At 37.4% G+C, this 17,766-nt stretch carries 17 protein-coding genes and 2 pseudogenes; 10 read left to right on the top strand and 9 right to left on the bottom strand.

The genetic code is table 11. The features are described 5' to 3' along the window. The first annotated feature begins 242 nt into the window (after window positions 1-242). A complete protein-coding gene (locus tag RCG17_RS18910; RefSeq protein WP_308171641.1) occupies window positions 243-428 on the top strand; it encodes a YhzD family protein in 186 nt (61 codons plus the stop codon). A gap of 57 nt (window positions 429-485) precedes the next feature. Here the strand turns inward: RCG17_RS18910 and RCG17_RS18905 are convergent, their stop codons facing one another. The 4 genes from RCG17_RS18905 to RCG17_RS18890 all read right to left on the bottom strand — a co-directional run bounded on the left by RCG17_RS18905 (window position 486) and on the right by RCG17_RS18890 (window position 4,475). Continuing rightward, window positions 486-1,277 (bottom strand): enoyl-CoA hydratase, encoded by a 792-nt coding sequence (locus RCG17_RS18905; RefSeq protein ID WP_308171640.1) that lies wholly within the window; start codon window positions 1,275-1,277, stop codon window positions 486-488. A 120-nt stretch (window positions 1,278-1,397) separates the two neighbouring features. Further along, window positions 1,398-2,909, bottom strand: a complete 1,512-nt coding sequence (locus tag RCG17_RS18900) for a coproporphyrinogen III oxidase (protein ID WP_308171639.1) — start codon at window positions 2,907-2,909, stop codon at window positions 1,398-1,400. 132 nt (window positions 2,910-3,041) lie between these two features. Further along, window positions 3,042-3,911 carry a Cof-type HAD-IIB family hydrolase gene (locus RCG17_RS18895; protein ID WP_308171638.1) on the bottom strand — a complete coding sequence of 290 codons (870 nt, stop codon included), beginning with the start codon at window positions 3,909-3,911 and terminating at the stop codon, window positions 3,042-3,044. A 210-nt stretch (window positions 3,912-4,121) separates the two neighbouring features. Continuing rightward, on the bottom strand, window positions 4,122-4,475 hold the full coding sequence (locus RCG17_RS18890; RefSeq protein WP_308171637.1) for a YlbF/YmcA family competence regulator: 354 nt from the start codon (window positions 4,473-4,475) through the stop codon (window positions 4,122-4,124). Window positions 4,476-4,666: 191 nt separating this feature from the next. Between RCG17_RS18890 and RCG17_RS18885 the strand changes: the two genes are divergently transcribed. From RCG17_RS18885 to RCG17_RS18855, 7 genes and pseudogenes are all read left to right on the top strand, one after another. Beyond that, window positions 4,667-6,055 (top strand): YheC/YheD family endospore coat-associated protein, encoded by a 1,389-nt coding sequence (locus RCG17_RS18885; RefSeq protein ID WP_308171636.1) that lies wholly within the window; start codon window positions 4,667-4,669, stop codon window positions 6,053-6,055. Window positions 6,056-6,059: 4 nt separating this feature from the next. Then, a complete protein-coding gene (locus RCG17_RS18880) occupies window positions 6,060-7,163 on the top strand; it encodes a YheC/YheD family endospore coat-associated protein (protein WP_308171635.1) in 1,104 nt (367 codons plus the stop codon). Further along, window positions 7,141-8,506: pseudogene (locus RCG17_RS18875) on the top strand (YheC/YheD family protein). Before RCG17_RS18880 ends, RCG17_RS18875 begins: the two are co-directional and overlap by 23 nt. After that, entirely contained in the window at window positions 8,503-9,714 is a 1,212-nt protein-coding gene (locus tag RCG17_RS18870) for a YheC/YheD family endospore coat-associated protein (RefSeq protein WP_308171634.1), read from the top strand. Before RCG17_RS18875 ends, RCG17_RS18870 begins: the two are co-directional and overlap by 4 nt. Window positions 9,715-9,743: 29 nt before the next feature. Next, on the top strand, window positions 9,744-9,932 hold the full coding sequence (locus tag RCG17_RS18865) for a hypothetical protein (RefSeq protein WP_308171633.1): 189 nt from the start codon (window positions 9,744-9,746) through the stop codon (window positions 9,930-9,932). A gap of 111 nt (window positions 9,933-10,043) precedes the next feature. Continuing rightward, entirely contained in the window at window positions 10,044-10,979 is a 936-nt protein-coding gene (locus RCG17_RS18860; RefSeq protein ID WP_308171632.1) for a PucR family transcriptional regulator, read from the top strand. Window positions 10,980-11,088: 109 nt separating this feature from the next. Continuing rightward, window positions 11,089-12,201 (top strand): ABC transporter ATP-binding protein, encoded by a 1,113-nt coding sequence (locus tag RCG17_RS18855; RefSeq protein ID WP_308171631.1) that lies wholly within the window; start codon window positions 11,089-11,091, stop codon window positions 12,199-12,201. Window positions 12,202-12,239: 38 nt separating this feature from the next. Here RCG17_RS18855 and RCG17_RS18850 read toward each other — a convergent pair whose 3' ends face one another. After that, complete coding sequence (locus RCG17_RS18850) at window positions 12,240-12,482, bottom strand: hypothetical protein (protein WP_308171630.1); 243 nt, start codon at window positions 12,480-12,482, stop codon at window positions 12,240-12,242. Window positions 12,483-12,832: 350 nt separating this feature from the next. On the opposite strand from RCG17_RS18850, the gene RCG17_RS18845 reads away from it, so the two are divergent. Next, a complete protein-coding gene (locus RCG17_RS18845; protein ID WP_308171629.1) occupies window positions 12,833-13,036 on the top strand; it encodes an alpha/beta-type small acid-soluble spore protein in 204 nt (67 codons plus the stop codon). A gap of 313 nt (window positions 13,037-13,349) precedes the next feature. After that, a complete protein-coding gene (locus RCG17_RS18840) occupies window positions 13,350-13,970 on the top strand; it encodes an NAD(P)-dependent oxidoreductase (protein WP_308171628.1) in 621 nt (206 codons plus the stop codon). 13 nt (window positions 13,971-13,983) lie between these two features. Here the strand turns inward: RCG17_RS18840 and iadA are convergent, their stop codons facing one another. The 4 genes and pseudogenes from iadA to RCG17_RS18820 all read right to left on the bottom strand — a co-directional run bounded on the left by iadA (window position 13,984) and on the right by RCG17_RS18820 (window position 17,657). Beyond that, window positions 13,984-15,159 carry a beta-aspartyl-peptidase gene (iadA, locus tag RCG17_RS18835; RefSeq protein WP_308171627.1) on the bottom strand — a complete coding sequence of 392 codons (1,176 nt, stop codon included), beginning with the start codon at window positions 15,157-15,159 and terminating at the stop codon, window positions 13,984-13,986. Between the two features lie 77 nt (window positions 15,160-15,236). After that, on the bottom strand, window positions 15,237-15,410 hold the full coding sequence (locus RCG17_RS18830; protein WP_308171626.1) for a FeoB-associated Cys-rich membrane protein: 174 nt from the start codon (window positions 15,408-15,410) through the stop codon (window positions 15,237-15,239). Window positions 15,411-15,430: 20 nt separating this feature from the next. Then, window positions 15,431-17,433 (bottom strand): annotated as a pseudogene (gene feoB / locus RCG17_RS18825) (ferrous iron transport protein B). Beyond that, entirely contained in the window at window positions 17,433-17,657 is a 225-nt protein-coding gene (locus tag RCG17_RS18820; RefSeq protein ID WP_308171625.1) for a FeoA family protein, read from the bottom strand. The pseudogene feoB and the gene RCG17_RS18820 overlap by 1 nt, the downstream one beginning before the upstream one ends. Window positions 17,658-17,766: the final 109 nt, after the last annotated feature.

Below are 17,766 nucleotides of genomic sequence, written 5' to 3'. Positions count from 1 at the left end.
AGAAATTATGTAAAAAAAGATCTAATTCTATTTTCAGAATTAGACCTTTTATGTTTATTTAAGCTGCAATGCTTTTTTTATATCATTAAAGGAGTTCGATTTTCCGTACATTAGGACACCGCCCCTGTATACCTTTGCACCAAATATTGCATGGACCATAATCGTAGGATTCAAATTATTGAAAAATATTAATGGTTATGTAAAAATATTGGTAACATTATGATGTAAAAGAGGGTAAAAATATGAAAACATATAAATTAACTGCTTTTGAAGCAAATGGAGAGAAACTTCTGGATGAAACCTTTCAAGCCAAAAATGATGAAGTTGCCAAAGAGGTTGGATTTAAACTGCTATCTGAGAAAAGTTTAACAGCAAAGACTCACCGTTGTACATCGTCAAGTGGAAAACTTCTCCTTTTTCACACATAAAAAGTGGACGCACCCACAAAAAGTAACCCCCTAGATATCGTCTAAGGGGGAGTTTGATTATTTACCATTGAACTTCGGTTTTCTTTTTTCAAGGAATGCTTGAATCCCTTCTTGATGGTCAAGTGTTTCCCTCATTTTAAATTGCCCATATTTCTCGAGTTCCAGAACCTTTAACAATTGCGGCCGATTCTTTTCCGCTAAGATCTTTTTCGTTCGGATCATGGCTTGCGTCGGACGACTCAACCAATCGGTTATAAGTGCATCTAAAGCCTCCTGAAGCCCGGATTCTGCTATTTCTTGTATCAAACCGATTTTAAGCGCTTCTTCCACCCCATATTTTCTGCCTTCCCAAATAAGTTGTTTTGCTTTCGTTTCCCCGATTCTTTTTTCTAAGAAGAAATGTCCTCCTCCATCAGGGATTAAACCGATTCCAATAAAGTTCATCGCAAATTTACTGGACTTATCAGCGATAATATAATCTGTTGCCAACGCTAAACTGAGTCCAAGTCCTGCCGCAGCACCAGAAATGGCACAAATGGTCAGTTTCGGCATGCCATATAGAGTCATGCTTAATTCATTAATACAGTCCATAAATGCAGTAAATTCATTTTCTGTTCTTTGTGAGTTCAGCCAGTTAATATCCCCGCCTGATGAGAAAGCCCTTCCATTTCCTGTTAACACTACAATATCAATGTCATCGGACTCGCTAATTTCTTTTAGCCTATAGACTAATACTTTAAGCATTTCCATATCCAGGGCATTAAGATTTTCCGGTCTGTTCATCTCTACGGTTGCAACGCGATTACTAACCTTAATAATCACTTTATCTGTTACACTGTTTATTAACAACAGAACCCCCTCCTTAAATCACACCTATTCTAATTATAAATGGAATTGGACAGAATCGAAACAATTATTAACGAAATATTGGAAATTATTTCACAAAAGAGGTCGTAAAAAACCCCCTTTTCACAAAGGGGATGATTGTTCTGAAAATAATTCATCAAGAATTTTGATTTTTTCATTTGTGTATGCCTCAAAACCATTATTATAGGATTTTGGATCCTTCGGGTTAGCAAAGTGGGTAATTTTCCCCGTTTCTGGATGAATGAACTTACTGGCTGCACCGCAGCCAAGCCCAATAATCGTTTGCATTTCTTCCATAATCATGATGTTGTAAATGCTCTCTTGGTTTGGCAGAGAATATCCTACGTTTTCAAGATTTCCAAGGATATTTTTTTGACGATATAGATAATATGGGTCATAACCATGGTCTCTTGTCCACACCTCAGCCAAATTCATCATTTCTTCCACTTGAGTGCGATCGGCAACCTTATACTTTTCCTTATTCTGCGTCATTTCTGAAGCCCGTTTAAACGATAACGTATGAACCGTCAACGATTCAGGCAGCAACTTTTCCGTTTCTGCCAGCGAATAGTCAAATTCAGGCACTCCTTCACCAGGTAAGCCAATAATTAAATCCATATTGATGTTATTCATCCCCATTGAACGGGCTAAATGATATTTATCAATTGTTTCGGTCACGGTGTGATGGCGCCCGATTGCCTTTAAGGTTTCCTGGATATAGGATTGCGGGTTTATGCTGATACGATCGATTTTCCACTTTTTCAATATCTCCAGTTTTTCTGGTGTTATCGTATCAGGGCGTCCTGCTTCAACGGTAATTTCACGGATTTTGTCCACATCGGGGAATGTTTGGTACATTTCTTCGTAAAGCATGTCCATCTCTTCTGCAGTTATACTGGTAGGCGTTCCGCCGCCATAGTACACCGTTGTGATGCGAACACCCTTTTCTTTTAACCACTGGCCAACTTTCCTCATCTCATAATGGAGTCCGCCGAGAAAAGAATCAACCGATCCTTGCCGCCCATTAATCGCATAGGCAGGGAAAGTACAATACGCACATTTTGTTGGGCAAAAAGGAATCCCAATATAAATGCTTACTTCCTTTTTTAGTGAGTAAAGATCTGGTACTACCGCAAGCTGCCGCTCGACAATTCGCTGCATTAAATCGATCTTTTCATCTGTAATTAAATAATCGGCCTTTAATTGCTGGTGGGCAGTTTCAACCGATACACCTTCACGGACTCTCTTATGAAGCAACTTCGTCGGACGAACTCCCGTTAGAATTCCCCACTTTTGAATCATTCCCGTCCAGTCCTGTAAAACTGTCAAATAAACATGCGATACGGCACTTTTAATTTCCTTAAATTTTTCCTTCTCGGAACCTGATGCAAGTATTTCTTTTTCGTATTCAGCTGAAAGGGTTTTTCCAGCTTTATCAGCAAGTTCGACTTTCACAAAAATTTTCTCATCTATAGACAACTTAAAATAAATTGTAAGTTCAGATTCAGGATCAATCGTTTTACAAATCTGAGTTTCTTCAAAAAACAAATTGGCAATCAATGTTAACGGACGCATAAAACGTTCATCCTCTAATCCTAAAACAGAAATTTTCAAAATTATCACCACACTAAAATAGACTTCTTTAAGTGTACAGAATCGCTTAATCAAGGTCAATACATGGTAATCATTACTGCTTTCCATTAACCCAAAAAAGATATCACAAGCAAAGCTCGTGATATCTCCTGTTCATTTCTTTATGATTTTCATTTTTCGTAAAAACTCAATAGGCTGCTGTTTTCGGAAATGCTCCTTCACCATGTAGGCTACTCCTTGTTCATTTTCGGATCTAGTGATCCAGTCCGCTGCTCTTTTTACAGGGTATTCGGCATTTCCCATCGCAACCCCAAGGCCGGCTGCTTCAATCATCGGAATATCATCCATTCCATCTCCAATTGCCACCATCTCATGTAGAGCAATTCCAAGCTGGCTTCCCAAGTAGGCTAACCCGTCTAACTTAGAACCGCCTGTTGGAACAATATCCAATCGTAATGGGTCCAATTCGATAATTTCAATTTCGGTAAACATTTTACCTAGTGCAATTTTGGTATCTTCCAGATCTTTCTTATCTTCAAAATAAACTTCGATTTTTGGCGGTGTTACAGGCTGGCCATGTAAATGATCGGTTAAGGAGCTGACAAACTGTTGTGAGTAGAGAACTGGATCTCCGGATGTAAAAACAGTACGTGCTAATAAATTATTATTCAACTTGAATTTATTTGCCAGGGAAAATTGCTCATGTACCAAACGGATTTGGCATGGTAATACTTCTAAGAAACTGACAATATCATAGGTTATTTCTTCATTTAATCTTTTTACATAAATAGGTTTCTCTTGTAAGCTGGCAATATAGGAACCTTGGTGTGTAACAATTGGTGTTTTTATTTTCAATGCTCGTGCTACCTTTTTAGCGGAAGGAAAGCTCCGAGAGGTTACGAGTGTTACAATTATCCCCTTTTGCTGGACATATTCCACGGCCTCTTTTGTTGATTTATGGAGTCTTCCGTTTGATTGAAGTGCGGTTCCATCAATATTTAACGCCAGTAAGCGATAAATCATCCTTTTGCCCCCTGTCTTGGTGAAATATCTTTATTCACTTTTATGAATGTATCTGTCGATATAGAACATTGCGTTCAGTTGGACAAAATAGAGAATTTGGAAAAATTTACTGAGAATATACACTTGTGAGCAGCTAAAATGGGGTAGACAGACAGGACGTAAGAAATAAAAGAAGCTTTCGGCCATGTTGCCGAAAGCTTCTTTTATTTCTTAAAATTGAGGAACTCCGTATAGGTCTTCTAGCGGTTTCATGATTACTTTGTTTAATTCTCCGATGACCATGCCCATTCGTTGTTCCGCTTGCATTAGTTTTGAGATTTTTGGATTCTGCTGTACAAGTGCGACTGTTTTTTGTGCCTGTTCCACTTCTTGTTGGGTAATCTCTTGCCCCATCATTTGTTTTTGCTGTAAGTTCATTTGAATTTGACGGAAATTATCAAACATACCTTTTGTAGTAGGGTCTGCATTTACTTCCGCATAGGCTTGTGCCAATTGTTTATACTCATCCGTTTGACGAAGCACTTTCTCAAGTTCATAAGCGGCATCATTTAAATTTACTGCCATTCTTACCACTCCTTTAAAATAACAATACAATACCATTAGACTATACCAAACTATGCGCACAATTGCGAGAAGGTTCTCGATTGCCTAGATTTCGTTAACTGTACTCACACCCACCCATCCCTTGACATACGATACTATACCAGCAAATGCCTATTTATATTCATATTAGCCAAGAAAATGAGGGAGTGGTTATGTCAGATAATTTGGCCTCAATTAAACTCGTTCCCATTGGGATAGAAGACATTTCTGAGAGACAAATTTGTATGTCCAATCGTTTAATCAAACGTTTAGGGATAAATCCAAAACAAAAATTACACGTTTGTTTTGGAAAAAGAATATCAAAAGTAAAAGTTACTGAGATTGCAAATGTGCCCCACGATGAAATTCATCTCAACGAAAAGTTCCTAAACGAATTATCAAGAGTTTTTCAGCATCACAAATTTTTGGTTAAGTATATTCAAGCAACCGAAATGCTATACATCGGACCAATTATTGGATTGGTCACCGAGATTCCAGCTATTCATGAAGATCAAGAACCGAATTTTGGCTCGATTCACACCTTCTGCAAAGAACTGAATCAGTTCGTAACGAACGCTGGCGGATTTTTTTATGTTTTTCATTATCAGGATTTTTCAGCCGAAAGTGTGAATGGGTATTATTTTGATGATAATAAATGGGTTTCCGCAAATCTTCCTCTTCCTGATGTCGTTTATAATCGCATCCACTCCCGACGAAGTGAACAAACACGATTATTTACAACCTTTAGGAATGTCCTTGAACAATTTTCCATTCCGATGTTTAATGATCGTTTTTTGTCTAAATGGGAAGTGTATCAGCAATTAATGCAGGAAGACAGTATTCACCCTTTTATGCCTGAGACCCGCTTACTTTCTCAGGAAAATTTTTATGAGTTTATCGAACAATACGAATCTATTTTTATTAAACCTGTACATGGCAGTCAAGGGCGAAACATTATGAAGTTAGTGAAAGAGGACGAACACATTATTATTCAGACCTCCAAGACTCCCCAACAAAATCATCCAATCAAGGAATATTTTAAAAACGATGTGTTTTATCGATTAAAACCTTATCTTCATAATAGAATTTATATTATCCAGCAAGGAATTCCACTCATCAATTTTGTGGATAAAACGATGGACTTTCGCATACTTGTTCATAAAAATCAACGAAACTTATGGGACGTAACTTCTCTTGTGGCACGTATTTCTGCGGAACAGCAATTTGTCTCCAACCTTGCAAAGGGTGGAAAAATAATGAAGCCCTTGGTAGTACTTACTTCATTTTTCAAAAAGGATACAGCAGTTCAATTAATTGCCCTGATGAAAGAACTTGCCATTCATGCAGCCGAAATTATCAGTCGTAATACAAATGGTATTACCGGAGAACTTGGAATAGATATTGGCATCGACAATTCAGGCATGCCTTGGATTATTGAGGTTAATTCAAAACCCTCGAAAAACTTCGAAGACAGCCTGACAAAAATTAGACCTTCAGCAAAGGCCATTATTCAATTTTGCACGAAACTGGCTCTTGATGGGGTATTGGAAATGGAGGAATGATCCTATGATTACATTTGGGATTATGTCCCTGAACATGGAAAGTGAACATGGGTATATAACCGAAATAGCAAAGCGCGCTGATGCCTATGGGATGGAATGTTTTCGTTTTCTCCCTTCGAATATTAACCCAATTACACACATGGTAAAGGGAAAAAAATATCATCCTGGCAAAGGTATATGGGAAGAAGATGAACGTCCGCTTCCAGCTCTCCTTTATGACCGCTGTTTTTACGGTGAAGATGAACACTCAAAGCAATGTATGCCAATTGTCTCTTGGCTTAAAAGCAGGGATGACATTACATTCCTCGGGTATGGGTTACCAAATAAACTTGAACTCTACGAATCACTAAAAACTTCAATCTTATCTCCTTATTTGCCGGTTTCCCAATTGGTCACCAATGAAGGGATTGTGCTATCGGAATTAGAAAAACATAAAAAACTTATTCTTAAACCCATTAATGGTTCCCAAGGCTATGGCATTTATTATTTAAAAAAACAACAAAAAAATTATCATGTCAAAACGGAAAAACAAAAACAGATCATATCACGCATCTTTCCAAACGAAAAAAAATTGCTGCAATGGTTAAAGCTTCTGATCAAGCAGCGGAAATATCTAGTTCAACCGTATCTAGAATTATCAAATAATGAATTGCAGCCTTTCGATATCAGAATATTACTACAAAAAAATGAAACCGGTAAATGGACAGATCGTGGAAAAGGAATTCGAACAGGCACAACTGGCGGGCTTTTATCCAATTTAAGTGCAGGAGGAACTGTCAGTGATTTTGATTCTTGGGTTTTAACCCTAACTGCTCAAACAAAAGATTTTTTATTCAATGAACTTAACTACATTATAACGAACTTGACTGATGTATTAGAAAAAATGTTTATGCCTTTATTTGAGATCGGCCTTGATATTGGTTTAGCGAAAAATGGCTCCCTATGGATCCTTGATGTAAATTCAAAGCCTGGGAGAAAAGTGGTCTTAAGTACGAAACCAGAATTAGCAGAAACGTTATACTTAGCACCACTACTTTATGGGAAGCTTAGAACCGAATCCGATGTTAATGAAAGGAAGGTCTTTTATGCGAAAACGTTATCTCATTGAAGTTACCAAAGACGATCGATTAGTTGTTGCTTGTCCGTCACATCTCATTGAAGGCCGTTCATTAAAAAGGATTGCGTTTGGTTCCAAGTCAATGGAGGTAGAATTTATCAGCATTCCAGAAGGAAAGTCTCGGATTACCATTAGTAAAAAGATTAGCGAGGTTATCCATTTTCCTAATTTCAATTTTCCTTTACATTTATTTTTTGAAAACCAAACCATGTATATTGGACCATTAATTGGGATTTTTACTTCAGGGTTTACCACTTTTCCCTTTCGGCCAATCGGAGAACGTTCTAGATTTTTCTCAAAACTACTTTCGGTAAAAAGAACAGTGGGAGTCCTCCCATTTGTTTTTGGTGAGCAGCATATTGATTGGGAACAGGGACTTATAAGAGGTTTTTTCTATCACGAAAATGAATGGAAGGTGTTTGATGTTCCATTCCCAAATGTCATCTATGATCGGCTTCCCAATCGAAAAAGTGAGCGTAATCCTTCCTTAATAACAGTAAAAGAACGCCTGCAAAAAGATTATTTAATACCATGGTACAACCCAGGTTTTTTCAATAAGCTTGATATCTATGAAAGATTGCTGCAAGAACCAGCAGTAACAAGGTATTTGCCCGAGACGCACCCATTTTCCTCTTTTTCATTAATCGAACGAATGTTGTCCGATTATGGCCACACCATTTTAAAGCCGATTAATGGCAGTCTTGGTCTCGGGGTTCACCAAATTATTTTCGATAAACACAATAATGATTATTTTTGCCGATATAGAGATGTTGAAAGCGTTAATCGACTCCGCAAATTCACAAGTCTTGAGAACTTATTCAAGACTGTCTTTTCCAAACACAAATTAGATAAAATCATCGTTCAACAGGGAATCCATTTACTACGATATGATCAGCGCATTATGGATTTTCGAGTTCATACCAATAAAGATGACAAAGGCGAATGGAAAGTAACAGCAATCGCTGCAAAAATTGCCAGGGGCTGGCAGTGTGACAACACATATTCGCAGCGGCGGCGAAATCAAAACAGTTGAAGAGATTTTCTCCAACGAGGAAAGTGCGCAATATAAAGAAAAACTTAATGCAGCTGCACTTGATCTTAGTAAAGCATTAGAAAAAAATATGGAAGGGGTTATCGGCGAAATTGGCTTTGATTTAGGGATCGACCGAAACGGTGATATCTGGCTGTTTGAAGCAAACTCTAAACCAGGAAGATCCATTTTTAAGCATCCTGAATTGAAGGAATTCGATCTATTAACTCGAAAACTGTCAATGGCTTTTGCGATTTTTCTTACAGAACAGTCGATTATGTACCCTGAGGAATTATTTAAATGAAGCTCTTCTATAACGATGCCGATGGATCTTGGTACCATACGAGTATGAAACGAGATGTAACTTTTGGCGGGGATAACAGGTCTCTTCCCTTTCAAGAGACGATAAGCGATTCTTCTTCGGCCTTTCATGTAAATTTAGAAAACCAACATGCGGGTCCGTTCATTGGTATCATTACAGCAAGAAAAGCAGATGGAACAATAGCGGGTAATAGTGCTTTGTTTATCAAGCTGCAAAAACAAATACTTTTGCAAGGCGGGATCAGCTACATTTTTACCCCTGATGATGCTCATAAAGATTTTATCAGTGGGTACATGTATTTACCTGATCAACAGCAATGGAAAAAAATAAAAGCACCTTACCCTGATATTGTCTATAATCGGATTCCGTTTCGAAAAGTGGAAGAAGAAGACCGATATCAAACGTTTTTTTCGATTTTAAAACTAAAAAAAATTCCATTTTTTAATCCCTGTTTTCTTCATAAATTTGAACTTTATAAGGTTTTGCAGAATAACCAAGATCTAAAACACTCCATACCTAAAACAGAGCTTATCACTGATCCACAGACTTTTTATTACTTCTTACAACTATATCCATCTGTTTATTTAAAACCTTCTCAATCAGCAAAAGGAAAAGGTATTTTACGTCTTTCTTTTCTTGACCCACAGATACGTATAGAAGGTATGAAAACAAAAGAAACATATCCTGCATTTGCAGACTTTTGGAAGCAGTGGGAGAATGATCTTCTTAGTAAACAATACCTTGTCCAAGAAGAAGTACAATCCTTAATGCATGAAGGAAAAAAATTTGATTTCAGGATTTTAGCACATGCCGGGAAAGATCGATATATCGTCACAGGAGTGGGAGTCAGGCAAGCAGGTATTCAGGACATCACCACACACATCCCAAATGGAGGCAAGTTGCTCCCCTATCAGCTTTTTCATACGGATGAACTAGATCGGTTTATTGATCGTGCAGTCAATATAATTGGGGATTCATTAACGAGTAAGTATGGTTTTTTCGGGGAGTTTTCCATTGATGCTGGGATTAGTACAAACGGAGATTATTTTATCTATGAAGTAAACTCAAAACCAATGAGTTTTGATGAAGCCGAAATAGAGCAAAAGAAAATTGAACAGCTCTGCAAATTATTCTTTCAACTCACGAATTTTCCTCCTGCGCATGAAAAACAAGCAAATACCACAGAATAAATTTAAATCAGGAGAAAAGGAGTGGCAGGATGGAGAAGAACAAGGCAAAGATCCTAAATGATTCATTATACGAAGGCAGGGATAAAGCCTTTATGGATATCGACAGAATGATGAATGAAGGCTTATCCGGAGGTTCTGTTCATAATCGTGAGGGCGCAAAAAATATTGAAGAAGCACATGATTTCCATGCGGAGCTTCCTCCAAAAAAACTGGATTAAAATTCGTTTACGAATTGGCTGAACCAGTAAGGTGTAAAACCTTCGATGGTTCAGCTTTTTTTATTCTTTTTTGCTATAATATAAGGAATAATTGTTTATGGAGAAATGTTTATGTTGACAAAATTACTTACTTTGTTTCCCAACGCTGTTGTTTTTCAAGACAAACCATCACAAGCTTTATCCCAATCGCATTTAGCTTTTTTCTGTGACCGAGCTAATAATCAGTGGATCGGTATTCCAAAAACTGATTTAAGTGAACGGGAATTAGAACTGCTAAAAACAATCTACGAATATTATGAACCTTATTCCAACAGGATGGAATCTACCCCATTGTCCCCACAGGAATTAGTTTGGTACGATTTTTTATTTTTGAATGGGATGCCACCTGTGGATGGACCCGGGGCAAACATTCGGATGATCCAATTCCAACTAAATGGTAAACAGGTCGAAACAGTAGAATTTGAATCAGCCTTAAGGGGCTTTTTTTCAGATGATGTGCTGATTATTTGGGAAAGTGCCAACAACGGAATTGTTATTGAAAAATCTCAGCGAAAATCCATTTCTCTGACAGAAAAGGAGTTTATTTCATTAGTTCAAACGTTAGAAAGCGACTTTTTTTTAAAAGTAACCTTTTACTATGGCAAACAATACCTTTTTAATAATCATTTATCTAAGGTCTTTCAAGAGGAAAAAGAATTTTTTATATTCGCTCAAAACCTCCTTGGAACAGGAACCGTATTTTCTTTTGAACGAGTATTTCCTTTTTTTGCAGCTCATTATATCCCAGATCAAGTCAAACAAAAGTTATCCAAAACTTTTGCTGATGTATTTCAGGAAGACAGCGAAATATTTGCTACGATTAAATCGTTCCTTGAAAATAATTTAAATGCCAGTTTAACAGCTAAGAAGTTATATGTTCATCGAAATACGCTGCAATATCGTATTGATAAATTCACTGATAAAACAGGAATTCAATTGAAGGATTTTTACAGTGCCTTTACTGTTTTTTTAGCTTGTCTGATATTCGAATTAGAGGATTCTCATTAACAATGTGCCCAAAAATGGGACTGGAATATTTGTGCACTCTGTCCATATTGTAAAACGCTTTCAACTGATAAACTTAAACTAATAAATAAACGTAATGGAGGCAGCAAAAATGGCAGAATTGGCACTGGAACATATTTATAAAATCTATGATAACAAAGTAACTGCTGTAGAAGATTTTAACTTGCATATTGAGGATAAAGAATTCATCGTGTTTGTCGGACCTTCTGGCTGTGGAAAATCAACGACATTACGGATGATTGCAGGACTTGAAGATATCTCTAAAGGTGATTTTTTTATTGATGGAAAAAGGGTCAACGATGTTGCACCTAAAGATCGCGATATCGCAATGGTTTTCCAGAACTATGCTCTCTATCCACATATGACTGTCTACGATAACATGGCATTTGGACTTAAGCTTCGCAAGTTTCCAAAGGATGAAATTGATCGTCGGGTAAAAGAAGCAGCAAAAATCCTTGGCCTTGAGGCTTACCTAAGCCGTAAGCCAAAAGCATTATCAGGCGGACAGCGGCAGCGTGTTGCATTAGGACGTGCCATTGTCCGAGATGCAAAGGTATTCTTAATGGATGAACCGCTTTCCAATCTTGACGCAAAACTTCGTGTAGCGATGCGTGCAGAAATTGCCAAACTTCATCGTCGACTGCAAACAACGACCATTTACGTAACACATGACCAAACGGAAGCAATGACAATGGCCACCCGCCTTGTCGTTATGAAGGACGGAATCATTCAGCAAATTGGTGCTCCTAAAGAAGTTTATGAAAAACCTGAAAATATCTTTGTTGGCGGCTTTATTGGTTCACCAGCTATGAACTTCTTTAAAGGAAAACTTGCTGATGGCAAATTTACAATTGGAAATGTCTCCATTGCAGTTCCTGAAGGAAAAATGAAATACCTTCGTGATCAAGGTTACGTTGGAAAAGAAATCGTAATGGGTGTACGTCCAGAAGACATTCATGATGAGCCAATCTTTATTGAGTCATCTGAAGGTACAAAAATTTCAGCTAAGGTTGATGTTTCTGAATTATTAGGTGCAGAAACAATGGTTTATTCAAGTGTTGACGGCCAAGATTTTGTCGCTCGCCTGGATGCCCGCACACATATTAACCCTGGTGAAATACTCGCCCTTGCTTTTGATATGAATAAGTCGCATTTCTTTGATCCTGAAACAGAATTTCGAATTCGCCCAGCTAACGAAAAATAATCTATTCACGGTAGGAATAACCTCGTCACGAAACGAGGTTATTCTTTTATTAAAATAATTTCATCCTTTAAACAGTTTAAACAGCTATATAAGTGGGGACACTGATGCTGGGAATATGAATCAGGGTATCCATCCTCCATTTTCATTAGATCAATATCCATATAAGGACTATAATCATCGTAATAATCCATTACTTTTCCACGATCATTCATTTCATTCCCACAACGCTCACATATAATCTTAATTGCTCTTAGACCGTTACATAATGGACATATTGACATAGGTTCTCACCCTTTTTCAAAGATTGATTATAGTTTATGTTAATCCTTTTCCTGTATGTAAATCGGATCCTAAGGTATAAATTACCAAGTTCAAAAAAGAATAAGCCTTTTTGTTTGTTACATAATAGACATTACAAAGCAAGTTAAAGTTTCACCACAAGAAATCAACCTGAGTTTTGAGCTATAGCCATACTTTTAAAAAATTGTTTCTCTCATAATTAAAGATTTATCAAAGTTATTTTTAAACATTGATAATATGGGTTAGGCCATGGTGGCAATGGGTGTATTATTCCATACGTGGTTCAATTCCATACTAACCCCAAAATTATAAAGAGGAGTGTTATTCAATTATGGCAAGTAACAACAACTCTAATCAACTTTTAGTACCAGGCGTTCAACAAGCACTTGATCAAATGAAGTATGAAATTGCTTCAGAATTCGGAGTTCAATTAGGTGGAGACACTACTTCTCGTGCAAACGGATCTGTTGGAGGAGAAATTACTAAGCGCCTTGTTTCAATGGCTGAATCTCAACTTGGCGGATTCCAACGTTAATTATTTAAATCTCAACTGAATAAAATGGCTGAGCCCCTTCCATTAAAGAAGGGGCTCTCATCATTTATTTTAAATTGCTGTGTTAAACTTGACTGTTGATTTCCTTTCACACAGCCTTTTATTCTAAAGCTATGCTTTCGCGATCATATATACGGTATAATAAGCAAGAATCAAAAGACTTCCAATGGCTAGTACAACTGAAATATCCATTATCCCCACCTCATTTTAGAGTACTTACATATAAATTAGCATAAATTTACAATTTTTTCAGATAGAAAAAATTCCAATATCGTGACAATGGAGTGACCTTTTTGTGAATATATCCCTTTTAGGAGCCACTGGCAGAGTTGGTTCCATTATACTGGAAAATGCATTATCCAATAACCATTTTGTTCAGATACTCGTTCGAGACAAAAGTAAAGTAAGTATTACACATCCAAACCTTAAAATTATGGAAGGAAATGTTTTAAATGAGAAAGATTTGTCAAAAGCAATCAATGGTTCTAATGCCGTCATTAGTGCATTAAATACCGATGGCACAGCTACACTTTCAGAATCGATGCCAATGATTATTCATCATATGAAGATTAATGCCATTTCAAGAATTATTACCATAGGTACTGCCGGCATTTTGCAGGCCCGCTCCAATCCCGCTCTTTATCGGTTTCAATCTGCCGAGTCAAAACGAAAAACAACAAAAGATGCCGAGGAGCATTTAAAAGCTTATTTGCATTTAAAAAGTTCAGGCCTTGATTGGACGGTTGTCTGTCCAACCTATTTACCTACAGGAGAAAGAATGGGAACTTATCGATACGAGAAAAATTTTCTGCCTGAAAGACCTTCTTCCATTTCTGTTTATGACACTGCCGACTTTACCTATTTACAACTTGAAAATCAAGAATTTATCGGATCACGTGTTGGCATAACCTATTGAGGCAGACTTTTTGTTAATCCTCAAATGTTCCCTTTACAATGGCAGTTCCGTTTTCAACCATTACCTTTCCAAGGGCAATAACCGTGTCGATCGTAAAATCAACTTTATTTAATAAAACCAAGTCCGCATCTTTTCCCTCTTTTACCATTCCCTTTTGGGATAATTTTAAGATAGAGGCAGGATTTTGGGTAATCACTCTTAAAGCAATTTCGGGAGGGATGCCTTCTGACATGATCGCATCATACACTTCTTGATACAAAGTCGAGACTTTACCGATTTTCAATCCGACTAATTCACCAAACTCATTAAAGTCAGGTAGACTTGCTTGACCATCAGAGGTAAAGGTTATTTGCGATATATCAACACCTTGATCAAGCATTGATTTTAACGCAATGCTGCACTTTACCTCCCCTTCCTCTAAAAATTTCGGAATGGTGCTGGTTGTAAAATCGACATACCCGCCTCTCTTAGCAAATTTAATCCCTTGTTCAAACAGATGTGGATTTCGATTAATGTGAGTCGGATAAAACTGCCTAATAGGGATGTCTGTTTCTGCTACGACTTTTTCAATGATTTTCAAATGGTCATAGCTATCGCCAACGTGAATATTCACAATCCCTGCTTTCCCCGATAGAAGACCGCCAATTCTGGAGGCTGAAGCGATTTTTGCCATTTCTTCAGCAGTTGGCTGTGACGAGCGATGATCGGCAATCGCCACTTCTCCCGCACCAATAATCTTATCAATCAAGATGATGTCATCCTCAATTGTACCTGTTAACGTTTTTAGTGGAACCTGATAAGAACCAGTATGAACATAACAAGTAATTCCTTCTTCCTCAAGTGCTCGTGCCTTGGCAATAAGATTGGACATGGTTCGGGTTGTTCCATCTGTTCCGATTACACCCACAATTGTTGTGACTCCTGCAAGTGTCGCATCGGTTAGTTTTAGTTCCGGTGTTCTAGTTCGGTAGCTTCCTTCCCCACCTCCGCCAGTAATATGTACATGTGAGTCAATAAATCCAGGCACAATATATTTACCTTCAGCATTGATTACTTTCATATCAACAAACTGATCGGGTTTATTTATTTCGTCAGCTATGTATCCAATTTTAGAATCAACAATTAACAAATCCTTTTTCCCTAAATATTGGGGAGCACAAATTTCTCCATTTTTAATTAAAGTCAACAATTATATATCCCCCTTGAGGTCTTTTAAAGAGCATAATTATCATAATCTATTTCACACAAAAAAACACTGCTGCCCGATTAGACAACAGTGTTTTTTGATTTATTATGATTCGAGCTACAACATGGACTTGAAAATGATTCATGATCTGAACATGCAGCACATTTTCCTTTTTTAGATTTATTGATATATCGGACAAGGGCATATGCAGCATAACCGAAAATTACTGCGCCAATCACAATGTTAGCAATCATGGGACCCACCTCGATTTGTTTTATACCAGTCCAATTAAATGGCCACCTTGATAAATAACAATGGCTAATAGGTAAGCTATAGCAAGGGCGTAGATAATTGAAAAGGCTGTCCATTTTTTAGATAAAGTTTCCTTATAAATCGTTGCTGTTGTCGCTAGACATGGGATATATAACAAGATAAAGACCATGAAGCTATAGGCCGCAAGCGGAGTATAGTAATGGGAAAGAATTCCTTGTAAGCTCCCGCCCTTAGGGACAAAATAAATAATATTCATTGTCGAAATGATGGATTCCTTTGCTAAAAAGCGGTAATTAATGAAGCTGCAGCCTGCCATGTTCCAAATCCAATCGGTTTTAGCAGCGGGGCAATTACATTTCCGATTGCAGCTAAATAGCTGTGGTCCATGTCAACCTTTAAACCACCCAGACCCGCATAGGCTAAAAGCCAAATGAATACAGAACCTGCAAAAATAAAGGTACCTGCTTTTCGGATGAAGCCTTTCCCCTTATCCCAAGTACTTCTCCATAATGACTGAACTTGCGGCAGGCGATATGGCGGCAGTTCAATCACAAATAATGAGGTTTCTGACTTAAACAAAGTTGAAGAAAAAACTTTAGCTAAAATTAATGCTACAACAATTCCCAATACATAAAGGCTTAAAACGATCAATGCCTTATTTCCAACAAAAAAGCCTCCAACAAATAAAGCATAAACTGGCAGCCTTGCGGAACAAGACATAAGCGGTGTCAATAAAATCGTCAATAGCCTTTCTCTTGAGGTTTCAATTGTACGGGCTGCCATAATACCTGGCACATTACAGCCAAACCCAATAATCATTGGTATAAAAGCCTTCCCATTAAGTCCGACTGATTCCATTAAACGATCCATGACCAAGGCAACGCGTGCCATATAACCGGAATCCTCTAACAAGGAGATAAAGAAAAATAATATGAAAATTTGTGGGATGAACACGAGGACACCGCCAACACCAGCGATTAGACCATTAACAATCAGGTCATGGATAAATGCTGATGAATGGGCCACACTAAGCACCTTCTCCACTCCGTTTGTCAGAGGGCCTGTAAAAAACTTGTCCAATACATCAGAAAGTGGTGTCCCAAGCCAATCGAAAGTTAACATAAACATAAAGTACATAAGCAATAAGAAGATTGGCATCCCCAAATATTTATTGGTTACAATCATATCAATCTTTTCAGTTAATGGAACTTTTGCATGATTTCTATTGACTGTCTCCAAAACGATTTGATCAATCTTTTCTTTTCTTTTCAGGTAAACATATTGCGAAACCGTTTTCCCTTTTAACTGCTGACTTAGCCTCGCTTCTAAATTTAAGTAGAGATCGTCTAGCCTTTTAGCTTCTACTAATTGAAGGAGATATTGTTTTACATACTGATTACCCTCCAGCCATTGAACAGCAAGCCATCTTGATGAATGATTTGTTTTTTCGTTAATTTCTCTCGATAATTGATCAATTGTTTCTTCAACTTCCGCTCCATAATGAATTAAACTTTTATCAATTACCTGACCCTTTTTGTTTGAAATAACTTGGATTAGTTGGTCGCACCCTTTCCCATTACGAGCAACTACAGGGACAACAGGAACTCCCAAAATTCGAGAAAGTTTTGGAACATCAATATTGATTCCTCGGCTGCGGGCAACATCAATCATATTCAATCCAATCAGCACAGGTCTTTGGAATTCAAGCAGTTGTAGGGTTAAATGTAGATTACGTTCTAATTGCGATGCATCCAAGATATTAAGCAGTTGATCAATGGGATCATTCAAAAAGAAAGAAGTTACAACACTTTCATCCTTTGACAATGGATTGAGTGTATATACCCCTGGTAGATCTATTAATCTTCCTATATTGTTTTTAAAGACCCCAACCTTTTTTTCAACAGTAACGCCGCTCCAATTTCCTACATACTCATAGGAACCAGTTAAATTATTAAACAATGAGGTTTTCCCAGTATTGGGGTTGCCGATTAGAGCAATCTCCATTATAACCTCTCCACTTCAATTTGATTTGCTTCTTTGCGGCGAATTCCAATACATTGTCCACATGACTCAATCATAATCGGACCGCCAAATGGCATTGCAGATTTGATGGATACTTCTGATCCTTCAGTAAAGCCAAGATCCAGTAAGCGTCTTTGTACAAGGCGACTAACATGTGATAAGTCAATTATCTTGGCTTTTTCTCCTGTTTTTAATTTAGCAATCATGTATCTATCACCCTTTAATTTTTAATTGATAACAATTATCATTTGTAAGTGAATTATTTTCACTCTCAATTCCTCAATTGAGAATGATTATCTTTTATAACGATATTTT

Origin of the sequence: Neobacillus sp. PS3-12, from assembly GCF_030915385.1 — a bacterium.
In the GTDB taxonomy this organism is placed as follows: domain Bacteria; phylum Bacillota; class Bacilli; order Bacillales; family Cytobacillaceae; genus JAEVLT01.
This window is presented reverse-complemented; position numbering and strand designations above follow the sequence as displayed.

Coding starts and splice junctions, on each gene's coding strand:
- RCG17_RS18910 (WP_308171641.1), top strand. CDS start 243: ATGAAAACATATAAATTAACTGCTTTTGAAGCAAATGGAGAGAAACTT.
- RCG17_RS18895 (WP_308171638.1), bottom strand. CDS start 3,911: ATGATTTATCGCTTACTGGCGTTAAATATTGATGGAACCGCACTTCAA.
- RCG17_RS18890 (WP_308171637.1), bottom strand. CDS start 4,475: ATGGCAGTAAATTTAAATGATGCCGCTTATGAACTTGAGAAAGTGCTT.
- RCG17_RS18885 (WP_308171636.1), top strand. CDS start 4,667: ATGTCAGATAATTTGGCCTCAATTAAACTCGTTCCCATTGGGATAGAA.
- RCG17_RS18880 (WP_308171635.1), top strand. CDS start 6,060: ATGATTACATTTGGGATTATGTCCCTGAACATGGAAAGTGAACATGGG.
- RCG17_RS18870 (WP_308171634.1), top strand. CDS start 8,503: ATGAAGCTCTTCTATAACGATGCCGATGGATCTTGGTACCATACGAGT.
- RCG17_RS18865 (WP_308171633.1), top strand. CDS start 9,744: ATGGAGAAGAACAAGGCAAAGATCCTAAATGATTCATTATACGAAGGC.
- RCG17_RS18860 (WP_308171632.1), top strand. CDS start 10,044: ATGTTGACAAAATTACTTACTTTGTTTCCCAACGCTGTTGTTTTTCAA.
- RCG17_RS18855 (WP_308171631.1), top strand. CDS start 11,089: ATGGCAGAATTGGCACTGGAACATATTTATAAAATCTATGATAACAAA.
- RCG17_RS18850 (WP_308171630.1), bottom strand. CDS start 12,482: ATGTCAATATGTCCATTATGTAACGGTCTAAGAGCAATTAAGATTATA.
- RCG17_RS18845 (WP_308171629.1), top strand. CDS start 12,833: ATGGCAAGTAACAACAACTCTAATCAACTTTTAGTACCAGGCGTTCAA.
- RCG17_RS18830 (WP_308171626.1), bottom strand. CDS start 15,410: ATGATTGCTAACATTGTGATTGGCGCAGTAATTTTCGGTTATGCTGCA.
- RCG17_RS18820 (WP_308171625.1), bottom strand. CDS start 17,657: ATGATTGCTAAATTAAAAACAGGAGAAAAAGCCAAGATAATTGACTTA.